Annotated in this window: 23 protein-coding genes; 18 read left to right on the top strand and 5 right to left on the bottom strand. The window is 40.8% G+C overall.

From position 1 onward, the window contains the following. Positions 1–100: 100 nt before the first annotated feature. On the bottom strand, positions 101–349 hold the full coding sequence (locus FHS45_RS07110) for a ferredoxin (protein ID WP_028783072.1): 249 nt from the start codon (positions 347–349) through the stop codon (positions 101–103). Between the two features lie 234 nt (positions 350–583). On the opposite strand from FHS45_RS07110, the gene FHS45_RS20455 reads away from it, so the two are divergent. The 3 genes from FHS45_RS20455 to FHS45_RS07095 are packed head-to-tail and all read left to right on the top strand — an operon-like array spanning position 584 to position 3,758. After that, positions 584–1,642, top strand: coding sequence for a YpbB family protein (locus FHS45_RS20455; RefSeq protein WP_062446444.1), 1,059 nt, complete (start codon positions 584–586; stop codon positions 1,640–1,642). Beyond that, positions 1,642–3,171, top strand: coding sequence for a RecQ family ATP-dependent DNA helicase (locus FHS45_RS07100; protein WP_229717858.1), 1,530 nt, complete (start codon positions 1,642–1,644; stop codon positions 3,169–3,171). The genes FHS45_RS20455 and FHS45_RS07100 overlap by 1 nt, the downstream gene beginning before the upstream one ends. Further along, positions 3,168–3,758 (top strand): CPBP family intramembrane glutamic endopeptidase, encoded by a 591-nt coding sequence (locus tag FHS45_RS07095; protein ID WP_062446440.1) that lies wholly within the window; start codon positions 3,168–3,170, stop codon positions 3,756–3,758. Before FHS45_RS07100 ends, FHS45_RS07095 begins: the two co-directional genes overlap by 4 nt. A gap of 44 nt (positions 3,759–3,802) precedes the next feature. On the opposite strand, the gene FHS45_RS07090 is transcribed toward FHS45_RS07095, so the two are convergent. The 3 genes from FHS45_RS07090 to FHS45_RS07080 are packed head-to-tail and all read right to left on the bottom strand — an operon-like array spanning position 3,803 to position 4,889. Beyond that, on the bottom strand, positions 3,803–4,372 hold the full coding sequence (locus tag FHS45_RS07090) for a manganese catalase family protein (protein WP_062446438.1): 570 nt from the start codon (positions 4,370–4,372) through the stop codon (positions 3,803–3,805). Positions 4,373–4,404: 32 nt separating this feature from the next. After that, entirely contained in the window at positions 4,405–4,665 is a 261-nt protein-coding gene (locus FHS45_RS07085; RefSeq protein ID WP_062446436.1) for a spore coat protein CotJB, read from the bottom strand. Beyond that, entirely contained in the window at positions 4,665–4,889 is a 225-nt protein-coding gene (locus tag FHS45_RS07080; protein ID WP_082412080.1) for a spore coat associated protein CotJA, read from the bottom strand. Before FHS45_RS07080 ends, FHS45_RS07085 begins: the two co-directional genes overlap by 1 nt. Positions 4,890–5,029: 140 nt before the next feature. Here FHS45_RS07080 and FHS45_RS07075 point away from each other — a divergent pair, with 140 nt between their 5' ends. From FHS45_RS07075 to FHS45_RS07045, 7 genes are all read left to right on the top strand, one after another. Further along, the gene (locus FHS45_RS07075) at positions 5,030–5,662 is read left to right on the top strand and encodes a CBS domain-containing protein (RefSeq protein WP_062446433.1); all 633 of its coding nucleotides are present in this window, start codon (positions 5,030–5,032) and stop codon (positions 5,660–5,662) included. A 163-nt stretch (positions 5,663–5,825) separates the two neighbouring features. Continuing rightward, a complete protein-coding gene (locus FHS45_RS07070) occupies positions 5,826–6,602 on the top strand; it encodes a metallophosphoesterase (RefSeq protein WP_062446432.1) in 777 nt (258 codons plus the stop codon). A 94-nt stretch (positions 6,603–6,696) separates the two neighbouring features. Further along, the gene (locus FHS45_RS07065) at positions 6,697–7,599 is read left to right on the top strand and encodes a MerR family transcriptional regulator (RefSeq protein ID WP_062446430.1); all 903 of its coding nucleotides are present in this window, start codon (positions 6,697–6,699) and stop codon (positions 7,597–7,599) included. Between the two features lie 83 nt (positions 7,600–7,682). Then, on the top strand, positions 7,683–8,285 hold the full coding sequence (locus FHS45_RS07060) for a genetic competence negative regulator (protein ID WP_062446428.1): 603 nt from the start codon (positions 7,683–7,685) through the stop codon (positions 8,283–8,285). A gap of 589 nt (positions 8,286–8,874) precedes the next feature. Beyond that, complete coding sequence (locus FHS45_RS07055; RefSeq protein ID WP_062446426.1) at positions 8,875–9,804, top strand: D-alanine--D-alanine ligase; 930 nt, start codon at positions 8,875–8,877, stop codon at positions 9,802–9,804. A gap of 144 nt (positions 9,805–9,948) precedes the next feature. Next, complete coding sequence (locus tag FHS45_RS07050) at positions 9,949–11,220, top strand: Glu/Leu/Phe/Val family dehydrogenase (RefSeq protein ID WP_062446424.1); 1,272 nt, start codon at positions 9,949–9,951, stop codon at positions 11,218–11,220. A gap of 166 nt (positions 11,221–11,386) precedes the next feature. Continuing rightward, complete coding sequence (locus tag FHS45_RS07045) at positions 11,387–12,364, top strand: YpdA family putative bacillithiol disulfide reductase (protein ID WP_062446422.1); 978 nt, start codon at positions 11,387–11,389, stop codon at positions 12,362–12,364. A gap of 75 nt (positions 12,365–12,439) precedes the next feature. On the opposite strand, the gene FHS45_RS07040 is transcribed toward FHS45_RS07045, so the two are convergent. Continuing rightward, on the bottom strand, positions 12,440–13,411 hold the full coding sequence (locus FHS45_RS07040; RefSeq protein ID WP_062446420.1) for an asparaginase: 972 nt from the start codon (positions 13,409–13,411) through the stop codon (positions 12,440–12,442). An 87-nt stretch (positions 13,412–13,498) separates the two neighbouring features. On the opposite strand from FHS45_RS07040, the gene prsW reads away from it, so the two are divergent. From prsW to fni, 8 genes are all read left to right on the top strand, one after another. Further along, the gene (prsW, locus tag FHS45_RS07035) at positions 13,499–14,167 is read left to right on the top strand and encodes a glutamic-type intramembrane protease PrsW (RefSeq protein WP_062446418.1); all 669 of its coding nucleotides are present in this window, start codon (positions 13,499–13,501) and stop codon (positions 14,165–14,167) included. A gap of 871 nt (positions 14,168–15,038) precedes the next feature. Beyond that, complete coding sequence (sleB, locus tag FHS45_RS07030) at positions 15,039–15,830, top strand: spore cortex-lytic enzyme (protein WP_229717870.1); 792 nt, start codon at positions 15,039–15,041, stop codon at positions 15,828–15,830. Positions 15,831–15,842: 12 nt separating this feature from the next. Next, positions 15,843–17,186, top strand: a complete 1,344-nt coding sequence (gene ypeB, locus FHS45_RS07025) for a germination protein YpeB (protein ID WP_062446412.1) — start codon at positions 15,843–15,845, stop codon at positions 17,184–17,186. A 94-nt stretch (positions 17,187–17,280) separates the two neighbouring features. Further along, on the top strand, positions 17,281–17,937 hold the full coding sequence (locus FHS45_RS20450) for a flagellar brake protein (protein WP_062446411.1): 657 nt from the start codon (positions 17,281–17,283) through the stop codon (positions 17,935–17,937). A gap of 313 nt (positions 17,938–18,250) precedes the next feature. Beyond that, positions 18,251–18,922, top strand: a complete 672-nt coding sequence (gene cmk, locus FHS45_RS07015) for a (d)CMP kinase (RefSeq protein WP_062446409.1) — start codon at positions 18,251–18,253, stop codon at positions 18,920–18,922. Positions 18,923–18,934: 12 nt separating this feature from the next. Next, the gene (locus FHS45_RS07010; protein ID WP_062446408.1) at positions 18,935–19,525 is read left to right on the top strand and encodes a lysophospholipid acyltransferase family protein; all 591 of its coding nucleotides are present in this window, start codon (positions 18,935–18,937) and stop codon (positions 19,523–19,525) included. A gap of 90 nt (positions 19,526–19,615) precedes the next feature. Continuing rightward, positions 19,616–20,758 (top strand): 30S ribosomal protein S1, encoded by a 1,143-nt coding sequence (gene rpsA, locus FHS45_RS07005; protein ID WP_062446406.1) that lies wholly within the window; start codon positions 19,616–19,618, stop codon positions 20,756–20,758. A gap of 13 nt (positions 20,759–20,771) precedes the next feature. Then, positions 20,772–21,797: a type 2 isopentenyl-diphosphate Delta-isomerase gene (fni, locus tag FHS45_RS07000; RefSeq protein WP_062446403.1), complete on the top strand. Its 1,026-nt coding sequence runs from the start codon at positions 20,772–20,774 to the stop codon at positions 21,795–21,797. The last annotated feature ends 20 nt before the right edge of the window (positions 21,798–21,817 follow it).

Raw genomic sequence — 21,817 nt, 5'->3', positions numbered from 1 at the left:
CGCAATGCGAGAGTTCCGTGTTAAAATAAAAGGCAGGATGGGGGTAAAGTCAGGAGAGTAAATTAAAAAAGCCCCCTCGTATAGGGGGCTTTGGTGCTAATTATTCAAATTTAACCGGATCGCCTTCAAATGGTTCATCCGCTACTTTAATGGAGTCGGTTGGGCAGCCTTCAAAAGCATCTTCCATGTCTTCTTCCAGCACTTCTGGAATTTCAACGATACCTTCGTTATCATCAAGGACTACATACGCGATTCCTTCATCATCATAATCGTAAATATCTGGAGCTGCAGCACCACAAGCACCGCACGCAATACAAGTTTCTTTGTCAACAATTGTGTATTTCGCCATAACACATTCCCTCCTAATAATACAGATCCCTAAAAATAAATTATACAAGTGAAGATTATTTTCTCTCTGAGAACATTCGCCTTAAATTTATTGTACTGCTATCCCATATTTTTTTCAACCATAAAAAATGCCCGAAACCCTTGCAGCTATGCGGTTTGGTGTGACTTGTATCACTATTCATTCTCAAGCATATGTAGTAAGTTTAAAAAGGAGCAAACATAAAGGAGAATTAACGTGTTTGAATACATTATACTTCGCTGTATTAATAACTTGAAGGGCGAGAGGTCACTAGCGGGAATTTATAACCTGCTTGCGGGTAAGCGGTCATCTCAGACACTGCAAGATGCCTATGCCTATCAGCTGACTGGATTTTTTGCTATCTATAAAACGTTACATCGTACAGAATTAATTCCCTTCCTTGAAGGTATGAGCCAATCCTATAAAATTAAAATCAAAAATGACCGGCCGGAAATTACTAGTTATGGAGAAGAAGAACTTAAACGGTTGGAAGAAAAGTGGGAGCCGCTCTTTTTCGCTGGCATACATATACAAGAACATATTTCTGTTTTTGAAGAGCGTCTATTTTTATATATCCAGACTATCACGAATGTGAAAGCTGGAAATCATCACTTCCTCCCAGTTTCTGAGCGTCCGGATATCTTGAATTGGGTGAAGAAAACATATAAGCGTAACAAAATGAACCTTGAAAGCCACACGATTGATATGTATAAAGAACTCCACGCCTTGTTGAAAGCCGCTCATGAGGAGGAAGCAGATGTATTCAGTCACCGTATAACTGGTGCGGGGCGTATTGGTTTTAGTAAACAGCAACTGGCCGTTCAATTCGGTTTATCTGTCCATGATGTACACCTTCTTCTCCAGCATAGCTTACATCGTTTCTACCAAATGGCAGCAACGAAACCGGAACAATGGCCTGCGCTGGCTTTATTTGTTAAAACTGTAGATGACACAGGTGGCTTGATTACAAACTCAGCACAAAAAACCTATAAACTTATCAAACAAGGGTTGGATTTGGAATCAATTGTTCACATCCGTGGCTTGAAAATGAGTACGATACAGGATCACGTAGTAGAGATGGCATTAGTAATGCCGGATTTTCCTATGTTTTACTTTATCAACGATAAAGAAGTAAATGAAATTAATAACACCCTACAAACACTTAATACAAATAAGCTCAAGGAAATTTATGATGCACTAGAAGCAAAATTTGATTATTTTCAAATAAGACTAGTGCAAGCGAATAGACAGCACAATCAAAGCGGGGAAACATGATGAGCGACAAATTGGAAAATAAGTTGAAAAGGTATTTTGGCTTCGATACTTTTAATCAAGGTCAAAAAGAAATTATAAGAGACGTAATGGCAGGCGAAGATACGCTCGGTATTCTTCCGACTGGTTCAGGGAAATCTGTCTGTTACCAGCTTCCTGCGATGATTACAGACGGGATTACTATTGTAGTCTCGCCATTGGTCTCATTGATGATTGATCAAGTAAAAGAACTAAAGGCCAACGGCTATAAACAAGTGACAGCCATTAACAGTTTTTTATCAGTCAGTCAGAAGAAGCAGGTGTTCGATCAGCTTAGTCGATACAAACTTATCTATTTATCACCTGAAATGCTTCAAAATGAAATGGTAATTCGTCGATTGAAGATGTTGAAGGTTTCATTTTTCGTGGTAGATGAAGCACACTGCATTTCCCAATGGGGACACGAGTTTCGAACGGATTATTTAAAATTATCAGCAGTGATTGCAGAGTTAAATCATCCCACGGTTTTGGCTTTAAGCGGTACAGCAACCCCGGAAGTCCAGGAGGATATCATAAAACAGTTAGGGCTAAAAAGAATGAAGCAGCACATTTACCCGATGGACAAAGAGAATATAAGTTTTGTCGTGGAACGTGTAGAAAATCCTGATGAAAAATTGAGAAAGATCTCCAAAACATTACAGCTTCAAGATGCGCCTGCAATGATCTATTTTTCAAGTAGAAATTGGGCGGAACGGGCATCATTAGAACTTTCTTCAAAAATGCCTGAAAAAAGAATCGCCTATTATCACGGGGGTATGGAACAATCGGACCGTTTGTTAATTCAACAGCAATTTATGAATGATCAGTTGGATATCATTTGTTGTACAAGCGCGTTTGGAATGGGGATTAATAAAAAGAATATTAGATATATCATCCATTTTCATCTCCCTACCCAAACAGAATCATTTATCCAGGAGGTAGGGAGAGCAGGGCGTGATGGCAATCACAGTATCAGTATCGTGTACTATTCTCCCACTGATGATTACTTACCTAAAAAGTTGATCCAAAGCGAGCTCCCAGAGCCTGCACATTTAAAGGCTGTACTGGATTATTTGCTCTCCCTCTACCAGACCAATGCTGTTCTTCCGTCAGACGAAGCTGTCCAAGAGCAATTGGAGTTGTCAGAGAACCAATGGCGTTTTTTTAAGTATCATTTTTATCGAAAAGGATTACTTGATAATAAGAAAGTAGTATTCAATGAAATGAAATGGAAAGAATTCTATATGTTGTTAAAAGAGAAGATTGAACATAGGTACTACTATAAAATGGCCAGATTCTCTGAATTGTTGACATGGGTTCATCACCGAAATTGCAGAAGAGAAAAGTTATACCAGACTTTTCAAGATACAGTAAAGCCGCCGGTGGTCCCATGTTGTGATCAATGTGGGTTCCACCAGCATGATTTTTCATTTGGTGAGAGTAAAAATAATACCGAACAGGAGAGTTGGGAAGAGAGGCTGAATAAGATATTTCTCGCAGGGGGACAAGCATGAAGAGGCCAAGCCAGTCAGATCTAATAAAAACAATGTCAGACAAAGAAATCACATTACATCTTATGTTGACACAAGCAATCATTCTGGCCTTAAGTGGGATAGGCAGCTGGCTCCTTTTTACTAGCTTCTGGGAGGGCTGGAGAAATCAATTCACTTTGTCTCTGTTTGAAATTTTTGTCTATGGTATAGTACCAGGAGTTATTGTAGTTTCCATTGATTTGATTTTAATGAGATTTGTTCCTGAAAAGTATTATGATGATGGCGGTATTAATGTGAAGGTGTTTAAAGACCGATCACTTAGAGGTATTATTGGCATCACATTATTAGTTGCCGTCAGTGAAGAATTATTGTTCCGGGGTGTGCTTCATGCACAATTCGGCTATATAATTGCAAGTACACTATTTGCTGTGATGCACATCCGCTATTTAAAAAAGTTTGTGCTGCTTATTTCCGTGTTATTTGTAAGTTTCTTTATCGGGTATATGTATGAAATCACAGGAAACTTATTAACGACAATTACCGCTCATTTCGTTATCGATTTATTATTGGCGCTATATATCCGCTACCGAATGAGGCAACTTTTATAGGAATAAAAACATAAAAGCCTACCTTTTTTTGGTAGGCTTATTGCTTAGAAGAATTGTTTCTTATCCCGTTCTTCTTTAAGTATCTCTACGGCTTCCCGGAAACGCAGGGAGTGGACAATCTCCCGTTCTCTTAAAAATGCTAGACCATCATTCAAATCAGGATCATCAGACATATTGATGATCCACTGGTAAGTAGCACGCGCCTTTTCTTCTGCCGCGATATCCTCATACAGATCTGCTATCGGGTCACCTTTTGCCTGAATATAAGTTGCTGTCCATGGATCACCAGCTGCATTCTGATAGAATAAAGCATTATCATGATTGGCGTAATGAGCTCCTAAACCAGCTTCTTTCATCTGTTCAGGTGTTGCGTCTTTCGTTAATTTATAGACCATGGTTGCAATCATTTCTAAATGCGCGAACTCTTCTGTCCCTATATCTGTCAATAACCCAATAACCTTGTCAGGGATGGAATAACGCTGGTTCAGGTAACGTAAAGCAGCGGCCAATTCCCCATCGGCACCTCCATACTGCTCGATCAAATATTTGGCTAGACGAGGATTACAGTTGCTGACCTTTACAGGGTATTGTAGCTTTTTCTCGTAATACCACATGACAAAGAATCACCTCCGCTTAAAAGTCTTATTTATACTTGCCATGGCCATGGGCTATCTTTCCATTGCCACGGTACACCGGAATAGCTTTTTCCATACTGCATCAACGGCCCGAACTGCTGTTCAAAATTCTTTTTCAGCCTGCGACTTTCCCGGGCGCATGCATTGAATTGTTCGATTGCATCCTGATCATTTGGATGGGTATCGAGATATAAGGTTAATTCCACTAATACGAAGTCTACGGCCTGAATTGCCTCCATCTGATGGTAATATTCAGGAGGGATGGTCGCCATTATTCCCCCTCCTCTCTGTAGGGCTTCTTTTTCGGATAAGGATCAAATAGAGCTGGCCATAATGTCCCTTTTCTTAATGCAACTCGGGGATCGAACTGTTGTAATCCCGGCGGCTGGTAAGGCATGTATAATTGCGGCGGGGTCGAATAACATTTGATTTCCCTTGGAGGGCAGGGATCCATCGGACTATGGAAAGGTCGATAGCATTTCTGCTGGGTGTACATAATCATCACCTTCCTTAACGAAGACTATTGCAATTGTATGTACACGAAAGGTAGTCCAATACCTTAATTAAAGAAGGAAATTTGTCTCCCTTAGTCGAATATTAATAATTGAAGTTATTTGAACTGTTGGAGTGATGAGAATGTTTGTCAAAAGTATCATGAAGCTTCCCCATGAATGTAAGTGTGCACAAAAACATGACAGCTTGAAGTCTGTCATCGCGATACTGGAAGAGCATGATATACAGGCTGTTCCAGTTCTTGATGAAACCACTTTTGTAGGAATGTTATCTAAGGAAACGATTTATAAAGGCTTCTTTGAAAGCGGTCAAATAAGAGATAGATACCTGGAAAAAACGTTAGCTGGTGACTTAGTTGAAAAAAAAGATTTATATATTAAAGAAGTGGAAGTATTTGAAAGGACATTGCCTGTTTTTGCTGGCTTCCCTGTAATTGCCGTTGTCGATTCAAGTAAGAAGTTCTTAGGACTGGTGACTCGGGCTGATGTACTGGAGCAGTTCGAGAGTGCTTTTGGTGTGAAAAGAAAAGGAATTAGGATTGCATTCACATCTGAGGAATCAGCCGGTAGAATCGAGCGACTGGGGGATATATTGAAACAATATCATGAAAATGTTATTTCTTTAGCTACATTTGATGAAACGGACAAACTGGCCCGTCGAATTGTTTTAAAAGTGGATCCCAATGACAATATTGAAAAGTTCACTGAAAAGCTTGAAAAGACAGGGTTCCGGGTGCTTGATATAAAAGAAGTTTAACCCTTCTTTTTCTCCTCTTTCTGACATATGTTGGTCGGGAAGGGGTTTTTTTATGAAAAGAAAAGGTGATAATGGAAGAAAAATTCCTTGCCTGGTATGATGGTAACATCCATTTAACCAATCATTTAGTTCGAGTCGATATAGCAGGAGCGTGGAAGTAAGCATGACTTTTGTATATACCACAACACTTTTAATTACAGTAGTAGCTGCATTACTTGTTTTTAATATGTATCGCAAAGCTCACACAGATTTCATTGACGAACGGGTACTTCCGATACAAAATTTCCCTTCTTCTTTTGATGGAGTTCGTATCTTTTTCATTTCCGATATTCACCGACGTATCCTCGATAACCATACCATCCACGCTATTTCTTCTATAGATTTAGTTATAATCGCAGGAGATTTAATGGAACGCGGTGTCCCAATGGAAAATGTTCGAGAAAACATTACCCGGCTGAAGCAATTGAATGCCCCGCTTTATTTTATTTGGGGTAACAATGACTATGAAGGGGATTATCATGACCTGGATGCGCTGCTACTGGATGAAGGCGTCCATATACTCGGTAATAGTGCTGTAGAATTTGAATCAGAAACTGGAGATACGTTCAACGTACTTGGTATTGATCCTTACTTGCATCATGAAGGAAACAGCGGATTTGCGTTTGAAGGTGCAAATAGCAAATGCAAAATAATGGTGATTCATGATCCCTCGATTTTTGAACAATTACCCCAGGAGCAGCAGGAGCAAGTCGACCTTGTCCTAAGTGGTCATACTCACGGTGGTCAGATACGTTTTATGGGGTTAGGATTAAGTGAACGCGGCGGGTTGAAAACTGTAAATGGCATTCCTGTTTTTATCAGTGAAGGTTACGGCACACGATTGATTCCTTTTCGGCTGGGAACAAGAGCAGAATGTCATATCTTAACAATCACAGGTTGATTTTATGCAAAACTTATATAGTTGATATACATTCTTTGCACAGCCTCCTTCTGTTGGATATAATTGATACAAACAACACAGTGGGGGTAGGCACATGGCAACGGAAAAGGGAAAATACAACATTAAAGCTGTTTCAAATATGTTAGGGATCCAGCCTGGTACATTACGAGCATGGGAACGGCGTTATCAAATCATCCGGCCTGTAAGAAATAATGCCGGTCATCGACTCTATACAGACCATCATGTACGGATACTGAAATGGTTGATTGCTAAAGTCGATCACGGTTTTACTATTTCGCAGGCCGTTTCACTATATGAAAATAATCAAGGGGAAACTTTAAACGAGCCAGAGACCGGTCAGGATAATGAATTGGAAAAAAAGTCCTCTGAATTGTTGGAAGCGTTACTATCTTTCGATGAAAGGACAGCGCAGCAACACCTTGATTATGCATTTAGTTTATATACTCCTGAAAAGGTAGCTATTGAAATCATATCCCCGCTTTTAATCAAGGTAGGAGTGCTTTGGGAAGAGAACAAAATAACGAGTGCTCATGAACACTTTGCCAGTAGCTTTCTTAGGTCCCGAATTGGTATGTTATTATTATCGATACCGGCAGCACCTTATCTTCCAAAGGCCGTATTAGTATGCGGGCCAAATGAAAAACATGAACTTGGGCTTTTGATATTCGCTCTGTTTTTGAAACGAAAGGGTTATGAAGTCATTTACCTTGGTCAAAGCATTGCAGATGGGGATATCCAGCCAATATTAAAGGAAGTGGACGCTGCATATGTCTTTTTATCCACTACCTTAAAGAAAAATGTACCAGCTACCATTATGTTAGCGGAAACTATCCAAAAAAATTATCCTGGAATGCGGGTTGGCCTTGGGGGTTATGCTTTTGATCAATTGGACCCCGATGAAAAAGCCAAAGCAGACCGATTCTTAGTCGGTACCACAAGGGAAGAGTGGCTAAAATGGTTGGATGACCAAAGATAAGTAATACCGGGATAAAAGAGCACCAAAAGTTGAATAATAGCATAAGATAAAGATAAACCGATAGCTTTCAGGGGGCGATGGGAATGCGTTTGGAACGAATGTCAAACGACAAGTTTAAAATATTCCTTACCTTCGATGATTTGATTGAGAGAGGGTTGACTAAGGAAGATTTATGGCATGATTTACCCCGCGTGCATCAATTATTTAGTGATATGATGTATGAAGCAAGTGATGAACTTGGTTTTGAACTGGATGGTACCTTGCTTGTACAGGTCTATCTTCTTCAAGCGCAAGGGATGTTCATCGTAGTTACCCAGACAGAACGTGACTACCAGGATGAGGATGAAGACTATATCGAAATGAAAGTAACTTTGGATGAGAGTAAGGAATTAATCTTTTCATTCCTAGAATTTGAAGATATCATACAAGTCTCCCGCCGATTATATAATCTTGGTGTTGAAGGTGGAAGTATTATCCACTACGGTGATTATTATTATATGAAATTAGAAGAAGAAGACATAGAAGACTTAAACAGGGAACAGGTTATTGCTTTAATGTCAGAATTCGGAACACCAAGCATTGTGACTTCCCACAGGCTTAAAGAATATGGGGAAATCGTGATGGAAAATGATGCAGCGAAGCAGGTCTTTGATTATTTCATAAAGCCACATTCCTACAATAAATGAACGGATAACAGTACCGTTCATTTTTTTGTGTTCATACAAGGTTAGTTCTCTCATTCCATAAATTAATTCCTAAAGATATAAGTTGTTTTTTAATTTATAGGCTTTGTTGAATCTCAATGTTGATGTTCCAGATAAGCTCCCTTTTACTGAAGACTCAGTTTCAAGATATGTTGTTTCCGTTACGATAGTAACGGTTTGGAGGTCCGTGATAGGACACTCATCACAAAATAGGGTTTGGACTTTCCAAACACGATTTCGAGTATCTTATATGGCAAGGGACGTGGGGGCACGGGGAGACTCCTACGGGAAAAGAGTTCCAGGTGAGACCCCGCAGAGCGTTAGCTCGAGGAGGCTCAACGAACTCCCGGGGAAAGCGACTCGTGCCCCCACGCCCCGCTCCTCCAACCAATATCTCGAAATCAAGTCTTCGACTTTTCGGCCTTTTAATTGAATATGCCTTTAAAGAAAAATCAACTACAATCTTTAACAGAGACAATTTATTAAGATTAGATAGAAGGTTTTTAGTGAACATGTTACTATTGTAGGGAATAAGTATGTTAAGAAGGTCTAAGTTGAGGGAGTGTATGCGTTGAAGATAGCTGTTTTATATGGGGGTACTTCCGGAGAAAGAGAAGTATCCTTATCGACTGGAAAAGGGATCATAAATGCATTGAAAAAAAATGGACATGAGGTAGTGGATATCGATTTCCACCCTGATAGATTGAATGAAATCCTTGAATTGGATGTAGACCTTGTCTTCATCGGTCTACACGGCCGTTTTGGTGAAGATGGAAAGATTCAAGGGTTACTTGATATGCTTGGTATCCCATATGTGGGCTCAGGTGTACTTGCCTCAGCACTTGCCATGGATAAAGCAAAATCGAAGCAAATATTCAGTCAATATGGCATTGCGACTGCAAGAAGCAAAACATATCGAGTAGAAAACGATAATCTGAGGGCCATAGAAGAAGCGATTAAGCAAGATTTCAAGCCTCCTTTCGTTATTAAACCGAACCAGGAAGGGTCCACCTTAGGGCTGACGATCGTTAAAGATACTACCGAGATTGAGGAAGGTGTCAAAAAAGCAGGCGAATCAGATGATACGATCCTGGTGGAAGACTATATAGCAGGCAGAGAAGTTACAGTACCCGTGGTAGGAAAACAAGGGGCAGAAAAAGCGCTTCCTGTCATTGAAATCATTCCTAAAAGCGATTATTACGATTTTGATTCCAAATATAAACCAGGCGGAAGTGAACATATCGTGCCTGCACAATTGCCAGAAGAGATGACTGAAAAACTACAAAAGCACTCAGTGCTGGCTCATCAATTATTGGGATGTGACGTATACTCCCGGGTAGACTTTATTGTAACGGATGAAGATGAAGCAATAATCTTAGAAGTTAACACACTTCCTGGCATGACACCAACAAGTCTCTTCCCGGATTCTGCTAAGAAAATCGGCTGGAGTTATGAAGAGATGGTCGAAAAATTTGTTGAGCTTTCTGTTGTAAAAGGATAACATGAGCCGAAATCGTTTTCATTGCTAAAAGATAGCCATTTTTTAATGCGATTTTGTTGCTTGCATATTCGATTTGAAAGTGTATACTAATCACTGAAAGCATAGTTGATAATGATAGTGAATGGACATATAGGAGGTAAACTGATGGTAGCCGATAAGCCAGCAGATTCTGTAAACGATAAGTTGGATGTTTTAAAGTCGACACAGTCTGTAATCAAGAAAGCACTGGATAAACTGGGTTATCCAGGGGAAGTGTATGAGCTGATGAAAGAACCTGTGCGAATGATGACCGTCCGGATTCCTGTGAGGATGGACGATGGGTCCATCAAGATTTTCACGGGTTACAGGGCGCAGCACAATGATGCCGTAGGCCCGACAAAAGGCGGAGTCCGCTTCCACCCGAATGTAAGTGAAAAGGAAGTAAAAGCACTTTCTATCTGGATGAGTCTGAAAGCTGGTATTGTTGATCTCCCATATGGTGGAGGTAAAGGCGGGATCGTCTGTGATCCACGTGAAATGTCGTTCCGTGAGTTGGAAGGGATAAGTAGAGGATATGTACGTTCAATCAGTCAAATAGTAGGACCGACAAAGGATATTCCGGCTCCTGATGTTTTCACTAACTCACAAATTATGGCATGGATGATGGATGAATATAGTCGTATTGATGAATTCAACAATCCTGGGTTCATAACAGGTAAACCGATTGTGCTGGGAGGTTCCCACGGCAGGGAATCCGCTACGGCTAAGGGTGTAACCATATGTATTGAAGAGGCTTGTAAGAAGAAAGGCATCGAATTGAAAGGTGCCCGTGTTATAGTTCAAGGGTTCGGAAATGCAGGAAGTTTTCTGGCGAAATTCATGCATGATAAAGGAGCAAAAGTGATCGGTATCTCCGATGCTTATGGTGCTCTCCATGACCCGGATGGGCTGGATATTGACTACTTATTGGATCGCCGTGACAGTTTCGGAACGGTAACTAATTTATTTAAAAATAAGATTACGAATCAGGAGCTGTTGGAACTTGAAGGTGATATTCTTGTACCGGCAGCAATTGAAAATCAGATTACAGAAGACAATGCTTATAACATCAAGACACCGATTGTTGTAGAAGCTGCTAATGGCCCGACAACCCTAGAAGCAACGAAGATTCTGTCAGACCGTGGTATTCTGTTAGTACCTGATGTGCTGGCTTCAGCTGGTGGTGTCACGGTTTCTTATTTTGAATGGGTACAGAATAATCAAGGTTATTATTGGACAGAAGAAGAAGTAGAAGAGAAACTCTATAAAGTGATGATCAAAGGTTTTAATAACGTTTATAACACTGCCCAGACTAGAAGGGTGGATATGCGTCTCGCCGCCTATATGGTAGGCGTGCGTAAAATGGCAGAAGCCTCTCGTTTCCGTGGATGGGTTTAAGTTGATTATAAGCTTGATATCTCCTATCATGTAGTATGGTAGGAGATATTTTATTTTGGTAAAGCGTGTTTAATATACTGTATAACGAGTGAAAGCTTGAAGATGAAAGGACTGGAGAGTTCGGATAGATCTCTTCGGGTTTCTTTGTGTTAAGGAGTGAGCATGAGTGCAACAGGAAGATGTAATTATTGTCGGGGCAGGACCATGTGGAATGAGTGTTGCCATAGAGCTGCAGGAACGAGGGATTGAACCACTTTTGATAGAAAAAGGGAACGTTGTCAATTCCATCTATAATTATCCCACACACCAGACTTTTTTCAGTTCCAGTGAAAAACTGGAGATTGGAGGAGTTCCTTTCATAACTGAACGACAGAAGCCTGTCAGGAATCAGGCTTTAGCTTACTATAGAGCAGTAGCTGAGCGTAAGGAATTACGGGTGAACGCCTATGAGCGGGTGACACAAGTGGTAAAAGAAGAAACAACCTTCACCGTCCATACAAAGAAAAACAGTGGGGAAACTGATAACTATCAGGCCAAGGATATCATCATAGCCACAGGCTATTATGATCAACCGAATCTGATGAATATTGAAGGTGAAGAACTGGATAAGGTGAAGCATTATTTCAAAGAAGCTCATCCCTATTTTAAAAAGAATGTAGTAGTTATTGGCGGGAAAAACTCCGCTGTAGATGCTGCACTGGAATTAGTGAAGGCAGGAGCGTACGTGACGGTTCTCTATCGTGGTGAAGATTACTCGAAAAGCATTAAGCCTTGGATACTTCCGGAATTTGAAGCATTGGTCAACAAAGGTATCGTTGAGATGAGATTTTGTACAGAAGTAAAAAAGATTAGCGAAACCCACGTTGTCTTCACGTGTAATGGTAAGGAAGAGCAAATTACTAACGATTTTGTCTTTGCGATGACTGGCTATCGTCCAGACCATAGTTTTCTGACCAAGATGGGCGTGGATATGGATGAAAAAACAGGCAGACCATCCTTTAATGAAACAACCATGGAAACCAATGTTCCGGGGATCTATATCGCAGGTGTGATTGCTGCCGGTTATAATAATAATGAAATTTTTATCGAAAACGGGCGCCATCATGGTGAACAAATTGCAAATGCAATAGCTGCAAAAAAATAATTATCTATATGAATTTCTACAAGCTCAGAGTATAAACTCTGAGCTTGTATGTTAAGGATCAGGCTATTATCTTTTCTAATAATCGAACATCGGTGCCAGCTCTGTCGGATTGTTAGTCATTTCCAACGCCACCATCAGCTTAATTCTTGCTTTAGGTCCCGTCAGTCCATTTGCAAAAATGATTCCAGCTTCTCGTAATTTTCGTCCGCCGCCTTCATAACCGTAGGTATCCTGGACTATTCCTTGATAGCAGCGGGAAACAAGTACAATTGGAATATTCAAATCCAGCAGTTTTTTTATAGAAGCTACCGTGGCCGGGGGTAAGTTTCCTTGGCCAAGTGCCTCGATGACAAGTCCGTCAATCTCTGTGCTCCTAAGCGCATCGAAGATTGAACCGTCCATGCCGGCAAAGGCCTTCACCAGCGACACGTTTTTATCAATTTTTTGAATCGGATAGGAATCATGCCTGGTTAATTTATGGTGAAAAAACACATCTTTTTTTGTAGTGATTCCTATTGGCCCATACTGGGGGCTTTGGAATGTAGCTACATTGCTTGTCGATGTTTTTGTAACATTTTTCGCTGTATGAATTTCATCATTCATTACCACCAGTACGCCTTTATCCTGGGCTTCATCACAAGTCGCTACACGGATAGCTGTAAGCAGGTTATATAACCCATCAGATCCAATTTCGTTACTGGATCGCATAGCTCCAGTCATTACTACCGGTTTTCTCGTTTGCAAGAAAAGGTCTAAAAAATAGGCAGTCTCTTCTAGTGTGTCTGTACCGTGAGTGATAACGACCCCATCAAATTTTCCTGAAGCAAGTACTTCATGGATCCTTCTCCCTAATTGGAGCATATGGAAAGGTGTCATATGAGGAGATGGTATATAGAAAAGCACCTCGTCTTCAATTTCTGCCTCGTCTTTGAGTATGTCATTGATTTCCTGTAAGGGGTGTCGTCCCTCTGTATTAACTTCTCCTGTAACCTTGTTTTCTTTCATAGATATAGTTCCCCCGGTATGGAGGATCATAATACGTTTCATAATTTATCACCTTCTTTTTCTATTGTTCCGTTTCCTTCTTTTCCATGATACGATTAAATTACCTGGATGGAAAGTGAGGAGCAGACAATGGTATCCATTTTGACGTTAGCGCTCGCCCCGGTTGCAGCTATCATGACGTTCATCTATTTTAATAAACGAATAGAATTAGAGCCGCTCCCTTTGATCATCCGTACTTTCATACTTGGAGCACTGCTTGTTTTTCCAACCATGTTTATCCAATATGCTTTTAATATCGAAGGATTATTACAATCGCCATACCTCCACTCATTTTTATTAGCGGGGTTGCTTGAAGAGTTTGTTAAATGGTTTATATTTTTATTCGCTGTTTATCAACATAGAGAATTTGATCACCATTATGACGGCATCATTTATGGGGTCGCTATAAGTCTGGGGTTCGCAACCGTGGAGAACATCATTTATCTTCTTGCAAATGGGACCCAGTATGCATGGGGAAGAGCGATCTTTCCAGTATCCTCTCATGCCTTGTTTGGTATTTTGATGGGGTATTATATTGGAAAAGCTAAGTTCAATACGACTCGAACAAAAATGTGTTTAACTTTAGCTTTATTTATTCCCGTTGCTTTACACGGTTTATATGATATGATTCTTACCACCACTTCTAATGCCTGGCTTTATCTTATGATCCCTTTTATGGCAGGTCTATGGGTTATCGGAATTCGTAAAATCCGATTGGCCAATCATCATTCTGCTAACCTTCACTCGAAAGCTGAATAAGTTCTATATCAACCATGTCTATAATGACATGGTTTTATTTTTGTCCCTATTAAATCTCAGCCTTGAGCTTCAATTAAAGCTCCCAATTGCTGAATACTCAGTTTCGAGACTTTAGGTATCGATTATGTTGGCTGGGAAAACGGATCGCTTTCCGTGGGCATGTGGTGAGCTTCCTCAGGCTTCGCCTTGCGGGATCTCACCGATCATGTTCATCCCACTGGAGTCTCACCGTTTTCCCAGCCACCATACGTTCGTTAGTTTCTCGAAACTTCCATCAGAAATAGAGTGCTTTTGGAGCAGAAAATACGGTCAACTTACCATTGTAATAGGATATTCATCACAAAATAGGGCTGGACTTTCCAAACATGATTTCGAGTATCTTTTATGGCAAGGGGCGTGGGGGAAGGGTGAGACTCCCGCGGGAGAAGGAGCAAGGCATGATCCCGCAGGGCGCAGCCCGAGGAAGCTTGCCATGTTCCCCGCAGGAAAGAAATTAATGCGTAATCGCCTTGGTAGACACGACACGCATAAGCAGAACAGCAAAAGGGAAGTGGTCTTTCTTCCCGTTGATGGACTGCTTATGTCGCGAGTGTCTAGGCGATGAAGCTGGAAAGCGAATCCTTCCCCAACGCCCCTAAACTCCCCAAAATCATCTCGAAATTAAGTCTTCGACTTTTCGGACTTTTTGTTGAATAAGCTCCTTTTTGTTTTATGACATATTTGTAAGAAGATAGCATCGTCGTCAATTTTATGTATAAAACCTGTGGAGTTTCAAAAGCTATCATTAGCATTAGTGACTATAGTATCCAGGAGGCGAGAACGAGAAATGAGCATAAAGCGTTCGATTTTTTATACAGCTTTATCAGTATTGATGGCAGGAGTCATCGTAGTTTCCTACCCAACTGAACAGGCGGATGCTTTTTCGAATCAAGTGATCCAACAAGGTGCGGTTGGTGATGATGTTATCGAATTGCAAGCCAGACTGCAATATTTAGGTTTTTACAATGGGAAAATCGATGGTGTCTTTGGCTGGGGGACCTACTGGGCGTTAAGGAACTTTCAATATGAGTTCGGTATGGAAATCGATGGTCTGGCCGGCCAGTCAACCAAGCAGAAATTGGTGAATGCCAGTCAATACGATGAAGGTTTTGTTAAGGAACAAATTAGACAAGGTAAGGATTTCTCTTATTATGGCGGTGTGCCTAAAGATCAACAAGTAAAAAACCCGGCACCTAAAAAACAACAGCAGGGAGAACAGCAACAAGCGGAAGAACCGAGCAATACTGCGGTAAATATCCCGAACGGTTATTCTCAAAATGATATCCAGTTAATGGCTAATGCGGTATATGGAGAGGCCAGGGGCGAGCCTTATGTTGGGCAAGTAGCAGTTGCCGCAGTTATTTTAAATCGTGTAAACAGTACTACTTTCCCCAATACAGTTGCGGGTGTAATCTTTGAGCCGAGGGCTTTTACTGCAGTGGCAGATGGACAAATCTGGCTGACTCCGAATGAAACAGCAAAAAGAGCCGTTATGGATGCGATTAATGGCTGGGATCCTTCCAGCGAAGCCATTTATTATTTTAACCCGGACACGGCAACTTCAGGTTGGATTTGGAGCAGACCCCAAATTAAAAAGATAGGAAAACACATTTTTGCGAAATAGGTGGTGAGACGGATGAAAAGATGGATATTAATTTCTTTACTGGCTATTGTTGTAGTGGGTACAGGTGTCTGGGGATACAAGGAACACCAGGATAAAAATGCAATCCTGATACAGGCAGAAAATACGTATCAGCGAGCTTTTCACGATTTGACTTATCATACCGATCTATTACATGACAAGATCGGTAATGTACTCGCCATGAATTCCCAAAAGAGGCTTTCTCCAGAACTTGCTCAAATATGGCGATTAACTTCTGAAGCTCAGGCGGATGTCGGCCAGCTTCCATTGACATTGCTTCCGTTCAATAAAACAGAAGAGTTTCTTCATGATATCGGTGATTTCAGTTATAAAACTGCTATCCGTAATTTGAGTGATGAACCGTTATCTGATGAAGAAGTAACAATGCTGGAAGACCTTTATAAGCAAAGCGGTACAATTAAGGATGAGCTAAGAAAGGTCCAGCATACGGTGCTGGAGGAGAATCTGCGCTGGATGGACGTGCAGCTTGCTTTAGCAACCAATGATGCACAGGGGGATAATACCATTATTGATGGTTTTGAAACCGTAGAAAAAAGTGTTGCTGGTTTTGGCGAAGAGAACAATGGCAGTAATATCATCGGGATAGCTGATGAAAATCATGAATTCAAAGGATTAAATGGCAAGGAGATCAGTGAGCAAGAAGCAAAGGAAACAGCAAAGAAAATATTTAATATTAAAGACGAACAAAAAATAAATATGACCAAAACAGGCGATGGGGCGGATGTACAGACTTGGATGGCCTCTTATCAAGATGGAGATAAAAACGGTTATATAGATATGTCAGTAAAAGGAGGACATCCTTTGACGGTAATGGTAGAGCGCCCGGTGAAGGATACAAAAATCAGTCTTCATGAAGGTGCATTAAAGGCTAATGATTATCTTAAATCCTTTGAATTCCCGGATAGGGAGCTGATTCAAAGTAGTCAATATGAAAAAGAAGGGGTATATTCTTTTGTAGCAAGCCAGGGTGGTGTAAGAATCTATCCTGACGCTATCCAGGTGAAAGTCGCATTGGATAATGGAGACATGTTAGGGATGTCTGCAAAGGATTATTTTATGAATCACACCAAACGCGACATACCTGAAACAGGTATCTCTGAAGAAGAAGCCAGGTCAAGTGTTAATCCAGATGTAAAAATCCAGGAACAGCACATGGCCATTATAGAGAATGATTTGGCAGAAGAAGTATTGACCTATGAATTTCTCGGCACACTGGGTGATAATACCTATCGGATTTTCATTAATGCAGAGGACGGTACCGAAGAAAAAGTGGAACGTCTAAAAGCTACTGAAATTAAGTTCTCCAGCGCTGTATAAAGAGGAAAGATGGGCTTACCATCTTTCTCTTTTTTTAGTTTTCTGAGATAATGGAAACAGCCAAAATTCCTAGTCAGAAAGAAGTGGTCTTGAAGTGGATATAGGAACACCTGTTACACTTGAACTGTTACATAGAGATCATACTTTTCATGAATTATATAAATGCAAAGTGGTTGATATAAGAGGAGGTTATTTATTTTTATCTTTGCCAAGTGGTGAAAAATCAGGAAAGACAGGTTTTTTTCACGAAGGTACACCATTCAAGCTTCGTTTTGTAGGAAAAGATAAAAGCGTCTATATGTTTGAGACCTCCATGATTGCAAAGAAAAAATTTAAGATCCCTGTATTAATTTTTCATTTGCCTGATGAAAACAAATTTAAACGGATACAAAGAAGAAAGTTTGTCCGCATCGAAACCGCTGTAGATGTTGCCATTAAAAGCCGGGGAGAACATTCTTTCACTTCTATTACCACCGATATCAGTGGCGGAGGGGCGGCAATAGTATTACCGTATAGGCATGGATGCGCACCAGGAACCTTGGTGGAAATGTTGTTTGTTTTCCATATGAAAGCAGGGGATATACACTACATAGATGCAAAAGCTGAAATTGTACGGGTTTTCAAAAGCAAAGGAATGGAACGTGAGTCAGCTTCTGTTGAGTTTCATGATATTACTGATGGCAGCAGGCAGACAATCATTCAATTCTGTTTTGAACGACAGCTATATATGAAAGGTAAGAGAGTACGTTGAGAAAATAATGAACTGAACTTTTGACTAGGCAAACATTGTTCCCATAGAAGCGGGTAGATGTAATGGATTTTTAAGCAGACATTATGTTATGATTTTGAAGTACGAATTGAATATTAGCTAAAAGACGCGTAGGGATATAAATCTAATAAAACCTGTGAAAGAATTTGAAAAAAGCGCGCTTTCTTACTATGGGAAAGGCGTTTTTTTCTTATACTTCAGGAAAGGTTAACGCGGTGATAAGAAAGTACAAAATTGAACAAAACAGATGTACTATTAGACAGAAAGCATTAAGGCAGGAAAGTGGTGAAAGATTTTGGTGAAACAACTTGCAATTGCAATCGATGGACCAGCTGCCGCTGGAAAAAGTACGGTAGCCAAAAGGGTTGCTCATCAACTAGGGTATGTTTATATTGATACCGGAGCAATGTACCGAGCTTTAACATGGTGCGCACTAAAAAAAGGTTTGAACCTGGAAGAAGAAGAAAATATTCATAAATTGCTCCAGGCGTGTGAAATACAGCTGCAAATGGAGAAAGAGGGGCAACACGTTTATGTAAATGGACAAGATGTTACCCAGTCGATTCGTACACAAGAAGTCACGAATCAAGTTTCGATTGTGGCTAAACATAGAAAAGTACGGGACGTGATGGTCAGGAGGCAGCAGCAGCTGGCAGCGAAGCGTGGAGTAGTTATGGACGGCAGGGACATTGGCACCCATGTAATTCCGGATGCTGAAGTGAAGATTTTTATGATAGCTACCGTAGAAGAACGGGCAGAGAGAAGACATCAGGAGAATCTTGAAAAAGGTTTTTCTTCTGATTTAGAAGAATTAAAAGATGAAATCAGACGACGAGATGAAATCGACTCGCAACGTGAGGTGGCACCATTAGTAAAAGCAGATGATGCAGTTGAAATCGACACCACTTCATTAAGCATTGATGAAGTGGTGGAGCGAATCATCCAGGTTGTCAAAAATAAAGAGTAAGGAGTATAGGCTATGAATCTCTATAAAGTGGGGAAATTTTTATTTACGGTCCTTTTATATCCGCTTTATCGTATTAAGGTAGTGGGCAAAAAAAATATTCCTAAAGAAGGTCCTGTTATCATTTGCTCTAATCATATTTCTAACCTTGATCCTCCTGTCGTGGGAATTACAAGTGGACGTAATATTCATTTTATGGCTAAAGAAGAACTTTTCAAAAATAAATTTTTCGGGAAGATCCTTAGAAATGTGCATGCTTTTCCGGTTAAGAGAGGAATGAAAGATCGTAATGCCTTAAGAGGCGGTCTTAAGATTTTGGAGCAGAATGAAACATTAGGCCTTTTTCCAGAAGGAACAAGAAGTAAAAACGGAGAGGTCGGTCAAGGATTGGCAGGCGCAGGATTTTTTGCCCTCCGATCAGAAGCGTGGATTGTACCTTGTGCGATTATCGGGCCTTATAAACCGTTCAAACGCCTGTGGGTCGTATATGGAAAGCCGATAGACATGTCAAGCTATCGGGAAAATAAAGCTACAGCCAGAGAGACGACAGATATGATTATGAAAGAAATCGAAAAATTAGCAAAAAACCCAAAAATACATGGTTAATTACTTGACAAATTCTTATAAATATTAGAAGTTAGACAAAAGGACATTCTGAAGTGAAGTAGTGTCGGATTTTGAAGGAGGTAGCTTGGTATGGATGAAATGAATCAAGAAGTAACAGGAATGCAGGAATTTTCTACTGGTGACATCGTGACAGGAAAAGTAGTTAAAGTGGAAGAAAAACAGGTTCTTGTCGATGTTGGCTATAAAGTGGAGGGGATTGTTCCAATTAGTGAACTATCCAGTCTTCATGTAGAAAAGGCTTCTGATGTCGTCAGTGAAGGCGATGAAATCAAGCTTCAAGTCAAAAAAGTAGAAGACGACGAAATCGTTCTTTCCAAACGTGCAGTAGATGCTGATAAAGCATGGGAAGAATTGGAAGCGAAATATGAAAGCGGAGAAGTCTTTGAAGCAGAAGTCAAAGATATCGTTAAAGGTGGACTTGTAGTAGATGTCGGCCTGCGCGGATTTATTCCCGCTTCCTTAGTTGAAACATACTATGTAGAAAACTTTGATGAATATAAAGGAAAACCTTTGACACTAAAAGTAGTAGAGCTTGATCGCGAGCAAAACCGCGTAATTCTCTCCCACCGTGCAGTCGTTGAGGAAGAGGAATCCAGCAAGAAGCAGGAAGTGCTGAATTCTTTAGAAGAAGGACAAGTAGTAGATGGTACCGTGCAACGAATTACGGATTTTGGTGCATTCGTAAACCTTGGCGGAATTGATGGCCTGGTTCATATTTCCCAGCTTTCCCATGAACATGTGGAAAAGGCTTCTGACGTCGTAGAAGAAGGCCAGCAAATTAAAGTGAAGGTTCTTTCGGTGGATAGAGATAATGAACGTATCTCATTATCTTACAAAGAAACACAGCCTGGACCTTGGCACGACTTGGAACAGCGTGTAGAACGTGGAGCAGTGCTTGAAGGAACTGTTAAGCGTCTGGTCAACTTCGGTGCCTTTGTTGAAGTATTGCCAGGTGTGGAAGGCCTTGTTCATATTTCTCAAATCGCAACCCGTCATATTGGTACACCTGACGAAGAGTTGGAAGTCGGTCAGCAGGTGAAGGTCAAGGTCTTAGATGTTGATGAGCATGCCAAGCGCCTGTCATTGAGTATCAAGGAATTAGAACGTGAGGAAGATCGTCAGGAATTGAAGCAGTATGAGAAAGAAGACGATCATTCTGGTTTTCAATTGGGTGACATGATTGGAGACAAACTAGACAAATATAAAAACTGATTGGTGAAAAGATATGTCGAGAGAAAAACGTAAAATCGACCATATCCGTCATGCATTAAGTCATTCCAGAGAACTACAGAACCACTTTGATGATATTGAAGTTGTTCATCAGAGCGTTTCTGGTTTATCATGGGATGGCCTGAGATTGGATATAAAAGTAGGCGAACTTTCACTAAGTTCGCCTCTTTTTGTCAATGCTATGACGGGTGGCGGTGGAAAGAAAACAGAAGATATCAATCGGCAGTTAGCTGAGGTTGCCGCCGAGACAGGAATTGCGATGGCTGTCGGTTCCCAAATGTCCGCCTTGAAAAACCCTGAAGAAAAAAGAAGTTACGAAGTTGTTCGTAAATCTAATCCAAAGGGTAATATCTTCGCTAATTTAGGCAGTGAAGCTGACCTTGAGCACGCAAATCAGGCGGTCGATATGTTAGAAGCAGATGCCTTACAGATCCATCTCAACACACTGCAGGAGCTGATCATGCCAGAAGGAGACAGAAATTTTTCGACACGGTTGAATAACATAGAGAAGATTGCTTCTCGACTCCCTGTACCAGTTATTGTCAAAGAGGTTGGCTACGGTATGTCTATGGAAACTGCCGCTTTATTGAAAGAAGCTGGTGTCCGTTATATTGATGTGGCAGGGCGAGGTGGCACTAACTTTTCTAAAGTGGAAAACCAGAGAAGGGAGAACCCCTTACATGTCTTCGAAGACTGGGGCATACCTACCCCGGTTTCTCTCCTGGAAGTTCAGCGTACTAATACTGGGGCCCACATTTTTGCTTCCGGAGGAATCAGGCATGGGCTTGATGGTGCAAAGGCACTTATCTTAGGAGCTGAAATGTTCGGAATGGCCGGAGGGTTGTTGAAGGTATTAGTCACTTCGGGGCAGGAAGCACTGATTGAGCGCATTGAATCCATTCATCATGAACTGAAAGTGACAATGATGCTCCTTAATGCGGATGAACCGCATGCGCTAGCTGGAAAAGCTTATATTCTGACAGGTAAAACAAAAGAATGGATGGACCAACGCAGCCAATAAAAAAAGCTGCCTCTAGAGTA

The sequence above is a fragment of the Thalassobacillus devorans genome, assembly GCF_011761345.1.
GTDB lineage: Bacteria > Bacillota > Bacilli > Bacillales > Halobacillaceae > Thalassobacillus > Thalassobacillus devorans.
Note: the sequence above shows the minus strand (reverse complement) of the source record. Positions and strands in the feature narration are given on the sequence as shown.

Bases quoted from the DNA above. Each gene is read 5' to 3' on its own strand.
- FHS45_RS07110 (WP_028783072.1), bottom strand. From the start codon at position 349: ATGGCGAAATACACAATTGTTGACAAAGAAACTTGTATTGCGTGCGGT.
- FHS45_RS07100 (WP_229717858.1), top strand. From the start codon at position 1,642: ATGAGCGACAAATTGGAAAATAAGTTGAAAAGGTATTTTGGCTTCGAT.
- FHS45_RS07095 (WP_062446440.1), top strand. From the start codon at position 3,168: ATGAAGAGGCCAAGCCAGTCAGATCTAATAAAAACAATGTCAGACAAA.
- FHS45_RS07090 (WP_062446438.1), bottom strand. From the start codon at position 4,372: ATGTGGTATTACGAGAAAAAGCTACAATACCCTGTAAAGGTCAGCAAC.
- FHS45_RS07085 (WP_062446436.1), bottom strand. From the start codon at position 4,665: ATGGCGACCATCCCTCCTGAATATTACCATCAGATGGAGGCAATTCAG.
- FHS45_RS07080 (WP_082412080.1), bottom strand. From the start codon at position 4,889: ATGTACACCCAGCAGAAATGCTATCGACCTTTCCATAGTCCGATGGAT.
- FHS45_RS07075 (WP_062446433.1), top strand. From the start codon at position 5,030: ATGTTTGTCAAAAGTATCATGAAGCTTCCCCATGAATGTAAGTGTGCA.
- FHS45_RS07070 (WP_062446432.1), top strand. From the start codon at position 5,826: ATGACTTTTGTATATACCACAACACTTTTAATTACAGTAGTAGCTGCA.
- FHS45_RS07065 (WP_062446430.1), top strand. From the start codon at position 6,697: ATGGCAACGGAAAAGGGAAAATACAACATTAAAGCTGTTTCAAATATG.
- FHS45_RS07060 (WP_062446428.1), top strand. From the start codon at position 7,683: ATGCGTTTGGAACGAATGTCAAACGACAAGTTTAAAATATTCCTTACC.
- FHS45_RS07050 (WP_062446424.1), top strand. From the start codon at position 9,949: ATGGTAGCCGATAAGCCAGCAGATTCTGTAAACGATAAGTTGGATGTT.
- FHS45_RS07040 (WP_062446420.1), bottom strand. From the start codon at position 13,411: ATGAAACGTATTATGATCCTCCATACCGGGGGAACTATATCTATGAAA.
- prsW (WP_062446418.1), top strand. From the start codon at position 13,499: ATGGTATCCATTTTGACGTTAGCGCTCGCCCCGGTTGCAGCTATCATG.
- sleB (WP_229717870.1), top strand. From the start codon at position 15,039: ATGGCAGGAGTCATCGTAGTTTCCTACCCAACTGAACAGGCGGATGCT.
- ypeB (WP_062446412.1), top strand. From the start codon at position 15,843: ATGAAAAGATGGATATTAATTTCTTTACTGGCTATTGTTGTAGTGGGT.
- FHS45_RS07010 (WP_062446408.1), top strand. From the start codon at position 18,935: ATGAATCTCTATAAAGTGGGGAAATTTTTATTTACGGTCCTTTTATAT.
- rpsA (WP_062446406.1), top strand. From the start codon at position 19,616: ATGGATGAAATGAATCAAGAAGTAACAGGAATGCAGGAATTTTCTACT.
- fni (WP_062446403.1), top strand. From the start codon at position 20,772: ATGTCGAGAGAAAAACGTAAAATCGACCATATCCGTCATGCATTAAGT.